The sequence below is a fragment of the Vibrio sp. OPT46 genome (genome assembly GCF_015163535.1).
In the GTDB taxonomy this organism is placed as follows: Bacteria; Pseudomonadota; Gammaproteobacteria; order Enterobacterales; family Vibrionaceae; genus Vibrio; species Vibrio alginolyticus.
In genome coordinates this window covers 21,262-29,099 of the sequence record NZ_JADDYG010000560.1, presented here as the reverse complement: position 1 = coordinate 29,099, position 7,838 = coordinate 21,262, and the positions used below count along the sequence as shown (strand labels likewise).

At 43.6% G+C, this 7,838-nt stretch carries 6 protein-coding genes and 1 tRNA gene; 4 read left to right on the top strand and 3 right to left on the bottom strand.

All coding sequences use genetic code 11. The features are described from left to right. Positions 1–123: 123 nt before the first annotated feature. A tRNA-Tyr gene (locus IQR33_RS22730) sits at positions 124–208 on the bottom strand. Positions 209–492: 284 nt separating this feature from the next. Between IQR33_RS22730 and IQR33_RS22725 the strand changes: the two genes are divergently transcribed. Both IQR33_RS22725 and vmeF read left to right on the top strand, forming a co-directional pair. Beyond that, positions 493–1,587 (top strand): efflux RND transporter periplasmic adaptor subunit, encoded by a 1,095-nt coding sequence (locus IQR33_RS22725; protein ID WP_005389959.1) that lies wholly within the window; start codon positions 493–495, stop codon positions 1,585–1,587. Further along, on the top strand, positions 1,587–4,700 hold the full coding sequence (gene vmeF, locus IQR33_RS22720; RefSeq protein WP_017634756.1) for a multidrug efflux RND transporter permease subunit VmeF: 3,114 nt from the start codon (positions 1,587–1,589) through the stop codon (positions 4,698–4,700). The genes IQR33_RS22725 and vmeF overlap by 1 nt, the downstream gene beginning before the upstream one ends. An 80-nt stretch (positions 4,701–4,780) precedes the next feature. Here vmeF and IQR33_RS22715 read toward each other — a convergent pair whose 3' ends face one another. Continuing rightward, positions 4,781–5,356, bottom strand: a complete 576-nt coding sequence (locus tag IQR33_RS22715; RefSeq protein ID WP_017634755.1) for a porin family protein — start codon at positions 5,354–5,356, stop codon at positions 4,781–4,783. Positions 5,357–5,570: 214 nt separating this feature from the next. On the opposite strand from IQR33_RS22715, the gene IQR33_RS22710 reads away from it, so the two are divergent. Next, positions 5,571–5,888 (top strand): DUF1244 domain-containing protein, encoded by a 318-nt coding sequence (locus tag IQR33_RS22710; RefSeq protein ID WP_005378586.1) that lies wholly within the window; start codon positions 5,571–5,573, stop codon positions 5,886–5,888. 62 nt (positions 5,889–5,950) lie between these two features. Here the strand turns inward: IQR33_RS22710 and IQR33_RS22705 are convergent, their stop codons facing one another. Then, positions 5,951–7,045, bottom strand: a complete 1,095-nt coding sequence (locus tag IQR33_RS22705) for a PLP-dependent cysteine synthase family protein (RefSeq protein WP_193837462.1) — start codon at positions 7,043–7,045, stop codon at positions 5,951–5,953. 140 nt (positions 7,046–7,185) lie between these two features. On the opposite strand from IQR33_RS22705, the gene IQR33_RS22700 reads away from it, so the two are divergent. After that, positions 7,186–7,650, top strand: coding sequence for an Lrp/AsnC family transcriptional regulator (locus IQR33_RS22700; protein WP_025998626.1), 465 nt, complete (start codon positions 7,186–7,188; stop codon positions 7,648–7,650). Positions 7,651–7,838 lie beyond the last annotated feature (188 nt).

Below are 7,838 nucleotides of genomic sequence, written 5' to 3'. Positions count from 1 at the left end.
TACAGTCTGCTCCCTTTGGCCACTCGGGAACCCCTCCAGGGTATTTTTATACTTAAAAGTTAGTTTCCCAACCTAGCTTCCAAGTTGTTCTCACGTTTTAAGGAAAAAACATAAGAAAGAATATGGTGGAGGGGGACGGATTCGAACCATCGAAGGCAGTGCCGGCAGATTTACAGTCTGCTCCCTTTGGCCACTCGGGAACCCCTCCAGAGGATTTTTATACTTAGTAAGATGTTTTCCCAACTCATCTCCCAAGTGCGGAGCGAATCATAGCAAACTCGCTCAGGCTGTAAAGCGTTTTTCTTACGTTTTTACGTTGAATGCTGTCTTTTTGGGCAAAGATGGTAGAAAGTCAGCGTTTTGTTTGTCCTTTGAACAGAAGAGAAGCGCACTTTTTACTTGAATTTACACTACTTGACGTTAAACACCGTATCTACTGATAAACTGTAAGCAGTTTAATGACATAAGTTTATTCGTTTAGAAGTCAATATCATGAGCATGAAAGCCACGTTATCGTTATCTGTTTTAACGCTTTCTATATTACTGAGTTCTCCATCGGTTTGCGCTGCGATGCGAGGAGGCTCAGCGGTTACTGTTGTGACTGAACAAGTAGAAACGCACGAGATCAATCAATCCTTAACTCTTATCGGCAAATTAAAGGCAGCGGAGTCTGTGGTTGTCGCATCGGAAGTCGCCGGCAAAGTGAATCAAATCGCTGTTAAAGCGAATCAAAATGTTCAGCAAGACCAGTTATTAATTAAGTTAGATGACGATAAGGCTCAAGCCGCTTTGATTGAGGCAAAGGCGTATCTAAAAGATGAACAGCGTAAGTTAAAAGAGTTCCAACGTTTGGTTAAGCGGAATGCGATTACTCAAACTGAAATCGATGCACAAAAAGCCAGTGTTGAAATAGCACAAGCGAGGCTAGATGCTGCTCAAGCCAATTTAGCTGATCTCCATATTACTGCTCCATTTTCTGGCACTGTTGGTTTTATCGATTTTAGCCGCGGCAAAATGGTCAGTGCGGGTACTGAACTTTTGACGTTGGATGATCTTTCCGTCATGGAACTGGATTTGCAAGTACCGGAGCGCTATTTATCGATGCTTTCTATTGGTATGGAAGTCATCGCTAAAACCAGTGCATGGGGTAGCCAGATCTTTACTGGTCAAGTCACAGGTATTGATACGCGTATCAGCGCCGAAACACTGAATCTTCGCGTGCGTATTGAGTTTGATAACCCAGAAAATCAATTGAAGCCGGGCATGTTGATGAACGCTTCACTAGCATTTCCTGCTATTAAGGCGCCAATCATTCCTGTTCAAGCGCTTGAATACTCCGGAACTAAACGTTTTGTATATGTAATTGATGAAAACAACAAAGCTACTCGTCAAGAAGTGTCGCTAGGTGCTCGTGTTGGTAACGAGGTGGTGATCGAATCTGGTGTTGAGATTGGTGACAAGATTGTGGTTCAAGGCATTGTTAACATGCGTGATGGTGTCGAAGTGAAAGAAATTGTCGCGCCACTAAAAGCGAACACCACGGATGTGACACGCAATGACAGTGAATCGGATGAGGAAGAAAACTAATGTTACTGTCCGACGTTTCAGTTAAACGCCCTGTCGCGGCGTTGGTTCTGAGCATGCTGTTGTGTGTGTTTGGCTTTGTGTCATTCACCAAATTAGCCGTTCGTGAAATGCCTGATATAGAAAGCCCAGTCGTTTCTATCAGTACGCGTTATGAGGGTGCATCGGCGACTATTATTGAAAGCCAAATTACCTCCGTTTTGGAAGACCAGCTTTCTGGGATCAGTGGGGTTGATGAAATTAGCTCCACTACTCGTAACAGCATGTCGCGTATCACGATCACGTTTGAGCTAGGTTACGATCTCAACACAGGTGTGAGCGACGTGCGTGATGCCGTAGCTCGTGCTCAGCGCTCGCTACCTGATGAAGCGGATGACCCTATTGTTTATAAGAACAATGGCTCGGGAGAGGCGTCGCTCTACATCAATCTCAGTTCTGCAGAGATGGACCGTACTCAATTAACGGATTATGCCGAACGTGTATTGATGGACCGCTTTAGCCTGATCTCTGGGGTTAGCTCCATTGATCTCTCCGGTGGTTTGTACAAGGTCATGTACGTGAAGCTTAAGCCAGAACTAATGGCTGGACGTTCAGTTACAGCTTCGGACATTACATCAGCTTTGCGAAGTGAGAACCTAGAAAGCCCAGGTGGTGAAGTTCGCAACGACTCAACGGTAATGTCCGTGCGTACGGCTCGTACTTATAACACGCCTGAAGATTTTCAATATCTTGTCATTAAACGCGCAAGCGACAATACACCTATCTATTTAAAAGATGTAGCAGATGTCTTCATTGGTGCAGAAAACGAAAACTCAACCTTCAAAAGCGATGGTGTAGTAAATATCAGTCTTGGTGTGGTACCGCAGTCAGACGCAAACCCGTTAGAGGTTGCTAAGCTGATTCGTTCTGAAGTCGATAACATCCAGAAGTTCTTACCAGAAGGTACACGTCTTGCGATAGATTACGACGCGACAGTGTTTATCGAGCGTTCAATCGAAGAGGTGTACAGCACGCTATTTATCACGGGCGGCTTGGTGATTTTGGTATTGTACATTTTCATCGGCCAAGCTCGTGCAACCTTAATTCCTGCGGTTACGGTTCCTGTTTCTCTGATTTCTTCGTTCATTGCCGCGTACTACTTTGGGTTTTCTATCAACTTGATCACCTTGATGGCGTTGATATTATCGATTGGTTTGGTGGTGGATGACGCAATTGTGGTTGTAGAGAATATCTTCCACCATATTGAACGCGGTGAATCGCCATTACTCGCCGCATATAAAGGCACAAGAGAGGTTGGTTTTGCTGTTATAGCAACAACATTAGTGCTGGTGATGGTGTTCTTACCGATCTCCTTTATGGATGGTATGGTAGGTCTACTATTTACAGAGTTTTCTGTATTGCTGGCTATGTCGGTCATATTCTCCTCTTTGATTGCCCTGACGCTGACTCCTGTATTAGGTAGTCAGATTTTGAAAGCGAATGTAAAACCAAATCGATTCAATGAAGCGGTTGATCGCTTGTTTAGCAAGCTTGAGAGTGGCTATCGCGCATTATTGAAAGGCACATTGAAAGTACGTTGGGCTGCTCCGCTGGTGATTCTAGCTTGTTTGGGCGGTAGCTATTTCTTGATGAATCAGGTACCGGCCCAGCTGACCCCACAAGAAGATCGCGGTGTGATATTCGCGTTTGTGCGCGGTGCAGATGCTACGTCATACAATCGTATGTCAGCCAATATGGATATTGTCGAAGACCGATTGATGCCATTACTAGGGCAAGGTTATCTGAAGTCATTCAGTATCCAAACGCCAGCGTTTGGTGGCCAGGCAGGAGACCAGACAGGCTTTGTGATCATGATTCTAGAAGATTGGAACGAACGTGATATCACGGCTCAGCAAGCCCTTAACAAAGTACGGAAAGAATTGGCAGGTATCCCAGATGTTCGAGTGTTCCCATTTATGCCAGGTTTCCAAGGTGGTTCGAGTGAGCCAGTTCAGTTCGTATTAGGCGGCTCTGATTACGATGAGCTCGTTGTTTGGGCTGAAATGCTAAAGAACAAAGCCGAAGAATCACCAATGATGGAAGGAGCAGAGATAGATTACTCGGAAAAAACGCCTGAGTTATTGGTTACAGTTGACCGACAGCGTGCCGCAGAGCTAGGAGTCAGCGTTCAAGACATTTCTGACACCCTAGAAATCATGCTCGGTGGTAAAAGCGAAACGACTTATGTTGAGCGTGGCGAAGAGTACGATGTGTATCTTCGCGGTGATGAAAATAGCTTTAATAATGCTGCAGATTTAAGTCAGATTTATCTGCGCACGAATAGCGGTCAGCTAGTGACGTTAGATGCGGTCACAAAAATTGAAGAAGTGGCGGCCTCTATTCGTCTTTCTCACTACAACAAACAGAAGTCCATCACTATTACTGCCAACCTGTCGGAAGGTTATACATTAGGAGATGCGCTGAATTACCTAGACCAGGAAGCCATCGACAACTTACCGGGTGACATTTCGGTGAGTTATTCGGGGGAGTCGAAAGACTTTAAAGAGAACCAAGCGAGTGTTGCTGTTGTGTTTGCATTGGCACTGCTAGTGGCGTATCTCGTGTTGGCGGCTCAGTTTGAAAGCTTCGTAAACCCGTTAGTGGTCATGTTTACGGTGCCGATGGGGGTATTTGGTGGCTTTCTTGGTTTGGTCATTATGGGCCAAGGTATGAACATTTATAGCCAGATTGGCATGATCATGTTGATTGGTATGGTGACGAAAAACGGTATTTTGATCGTAGAATTTGCCAATCAGCTACGTGATCGTGGCGTTGAGTTTGAAAAAGCGATCATTGATGCAGCTGCGCGACGTCTACGTCCAATCTTGATGACTGCGTTTACCACACTTGCTGGCGCAATTCCGTTGATAGTATCGACAGGGGCGGGTTATGAGAGCCGTATTGCCGTGGGTACGGTAATCTTTTTCGGGATGGGGTTTGCGACATTGGTGACCTTGTTTGTTATCCCGGCAATGTACCGATTGATTTCGGCGAAAACACAAGCACCAGGTCATGTAGAAGCAGAGTTAAACAAAGCAATTAGCCATGATACGAAGGGCCGTATAGCGCACCCTTAAATCAAACGTTAAAACATAAAAGCCGAGGTAATAACCTCGGCTTCTCTTTATCGGTTTAAAGTTAGCTCGGAAGCGTTCGATTAGAAGCGTTTCCCTAGGCTGATTTGTACACCTTCGTAGCCGTCGTAAAAATCTTCAAAACCCATATCTGCGACATTATAAATGTACTCTGCGCGTAACCAGATATCTTTGCTCATATCCCAATGGACACCAGCACCGATGTTGAATAGCGCGCCTGAATCATCTGTGACTTTTTGTTCGTTTGGAACATACATTTCAGCTTGAGTGCCAAGCGCAGTTACGCGACCAAACAGTGACAGCGGCGTATCGCCTAAGTTATCACTTGTTACAACAGCAGACATACCTGCTTGGTAATAGTGAAGATCTAAGTCAGTTTTTAGAGCATCGTTCTTAAGTTCATTTTGTGAATAGCGCAGAACCCCTTCAAACGCGAGGTATTGGTTTACATGGTAACCCCAGCCAACTGTGATATGTGGTGTTGACCACTCATTGTCTCTATCCGAGCCGAAGTACGGTGTATCAAAACCAACGTTACCAGTACCCAGATAAAAATAAGATTGATGAGCTTGTTCTTGAGCAGCTAAAGTTGGCACGCTAATGGTCAAGGCAGACAATAATAGAATGGCGTTTTTCATAACTAGACGATAACCTTGGTAAAAGACCGTTGTAATGATTTGTTTAAATGTTAATTTAATCAATAGGATGGATGGTAATTATCATATCAGCTTTTATCAAAGGTAGTGATTTTAGAATGGGAATTGTTGCGCTAAAGCATACTTCTTACTCATGACTACCGACTAACTAGATATGGTGACGAAAGCTAGTTAAATAAGAGAGAAGGAAAGGAAAGTGGCTGAATTCAAATACAAAAACTTGACTCAAGAAGAACAAGATAAGTTAGACGCGGCGACATTTCGCCGTTTATTGGCGCATTTAGATGCCAACAAAGACGTACAAAACATCGACCTGATGATCCTTGCGGGCTTCTGTCGCAACTGCTTTAGCAAATGGTATAAATCTGAGGCTGAAAATCTCGGTTTGGATTTAGATATTGATGACGCTCGCGAACGTGTTTACGGCATGACTTACGATGAATGGAAACAAAATCATCAACCAGCGGCAACGCCAGAACAATTGGCTGCGTTTGAAGCGCGCCAGAAAAAGTAAAACCCAGCGATAAAAACAGCCCGCATGAAGTTGGGCTGTTTTTTTAAAGTCCAGTTTGCACGTTAAGCGTTAGTTGAGCCGCAACAAGCTGGCTCAACGCAACCTTTTGCTTGAATGACTTCGAGTTGAGCTAAGTAAGGTTGAATATCGCCGATGTTCTCTTTTACCCATGTTAAGTCATAATACGTATCTAGGTAACGCTCTCCAGAATCACATAGAAGCGTCACGATGGAACCCTTCTCACAGCGTTGTTTCATCTCACAAGCCAATTGCAGCACACCGTAAAGATTGGTGCCTGTTGATGCGCCGACTTTACGCCCAATCAGCTGAGATACCCAATGGGCGGTTGCCACACTGGCAGCGTCTGGAATTTTGCGCATCTCGTCAATAACACCTGCAATAAAGCTTGGCTCGACACGTGGTCGACCGATACCTTCAATTTTGCTGCCAGTATCACCTTTCAATGAGTGGTTTCCTGACTGGAAAGCGTCGTAAAACACTGAGTTTTCAGGGTCTACCACGCAAAGCTTGGTGTCGTATTTTTGGTAACGAATAAAACGGCCAATGGTTGCGGATGTGCCGCCTGTTCCAGGACTCATCACTACCCAGCTAGGAATCGGGTGATCTTCTAACTCCATTTGGCTAAAGATAGAGTTCGCGATGTTGTTGTTACCGCGCCAGTCAGTAGCGCGTTCAGCATAAGTAAACTGGTCCATGTAGTGACCATTTAGTTCTTGAGCCAAGCGTCGAGACTCGTCATAAATCTGATCTGATCGTTCAACAAGGTGCGCTTTACCACCGTAAAATTCAATTTGTTCGATCTTTTTACGTGCAGTGGTTTTCGGCATGACGGCAATGAACGGTAAGCCAAGTAAACGCGCAAAATACGCTTCCGAAACGGCAGTGCTGCCTGAGGACGCCTCGATTACAGTGGTTTCAGGACCAATCCATCCATTACAAATAGCGTAAAGAAATAATGAGCGCGCCAATCGATGCTTAAGAGAGCCTGTAGGGTGCGTACTCTCATCTTTTAGATAGATATCGATACCATCAAGAGAAGGTAGTTCGAGTTTAAATAAGTGAGTATCAGCAGAACGTTGGAAGTCTGCTTCAATTTTACGCACTGCATTGTTGATCCAATTGTGGTCAGTACACATGGCGTCTCTCCTTGGGAAATCGATAGATAAGTATTAGATAGGGATAATTTATCTATAATTTCCGAGAAAAACTTTGCTATTGTTACTCTTAATAAAGATATCTGTAGAAAAATTTTCTGCATTTTATGGGTTTTATAGAAATGAGTTTAGATCGAATAGATAAGCAGCTGCTTGCTTTACTACAAACCGACAGCACCTTGTCATTAAATGACGTGGCTGAGCGAGTCAATCTTACTACAACACCATGCTGGAAGCGCTTGAAAAGGTTGGAAGAAGAGGGCTACATCGAAAAACGCGTGGCGTTGTTAAGTGCAGAAAAGCTCGAGCTATCTTTCATTGCATTTGTTCAGTTAAAAACGATTGATCATTCCGAAGGTTGGTATCACCATTTTGTTACAACTGTGAGTGACTTTCCTGAGGTAATGGAGTTTTATCGTATGGCTGGCGAGTATGACTACATGATGAAAGTACTAGTCAAAGATATGAAGTGTTTTGACGAATTCTATAAGCGGTTAGTTAATAGCGTAAAAGGGCTATCTAATGTGACTTCAACATTTGCTATGGAGTCCATTAAATACACAACAGAGTTACCAATCCTAAAATAACTCGCCCTATAAGAATTCTATCTAATGTTAATTCTACCTTTTAGTATTTTAAATGTTAAAAGGTAGTTTGATTATGCTTTTAAAACTATTTCCTACCAGATTTTTATAAATATAAACGATATTTATTCTCTCTTCTATTTTTCATTAACCATTTGTTTTTACAGTCCATTAATCCTTTACATCATAAT

Excerpts from the sequence above, each read along its gene's own strand:
- IQR33_RS22725 (WP_005389959.1), top strand. The coding sequence starts at position 493 with ATGAGCATGAAAGCCACGTTATCGTTATCTGTTTTAACGCTTTCTATA.
- vmeF (WP_017634756.1), top strand. The coding sequence starts at position 1,587 with ATGTTACTGTCCGACGTTTCAGTTAAACGCCCTGTCGCGGCGTTGGTT.
- IQR33_RS22705 (WP_193837462.1), bottom strand. The coding sequence starts at position 7,045 with ATGTGTACTGACCACAATTGGATCAACAATGCAGTGCGTAAAATTGAA.
- IQR33_RS22715 (WP_017634755.1), bottom strand. The coding sequence starts at position 5,356 with ATGAAAAACGCCATTCTATTATTGTCTGCCTTGACCATTAGCGTGCCA.
- IQR33_RS22700 (WP_025998626.1), top strand. The coding sequence starts at position 7,186 with ATGAGTTTAGATCGAATAGATAAGCAGCTGCTTGCTTTACTACAAACC.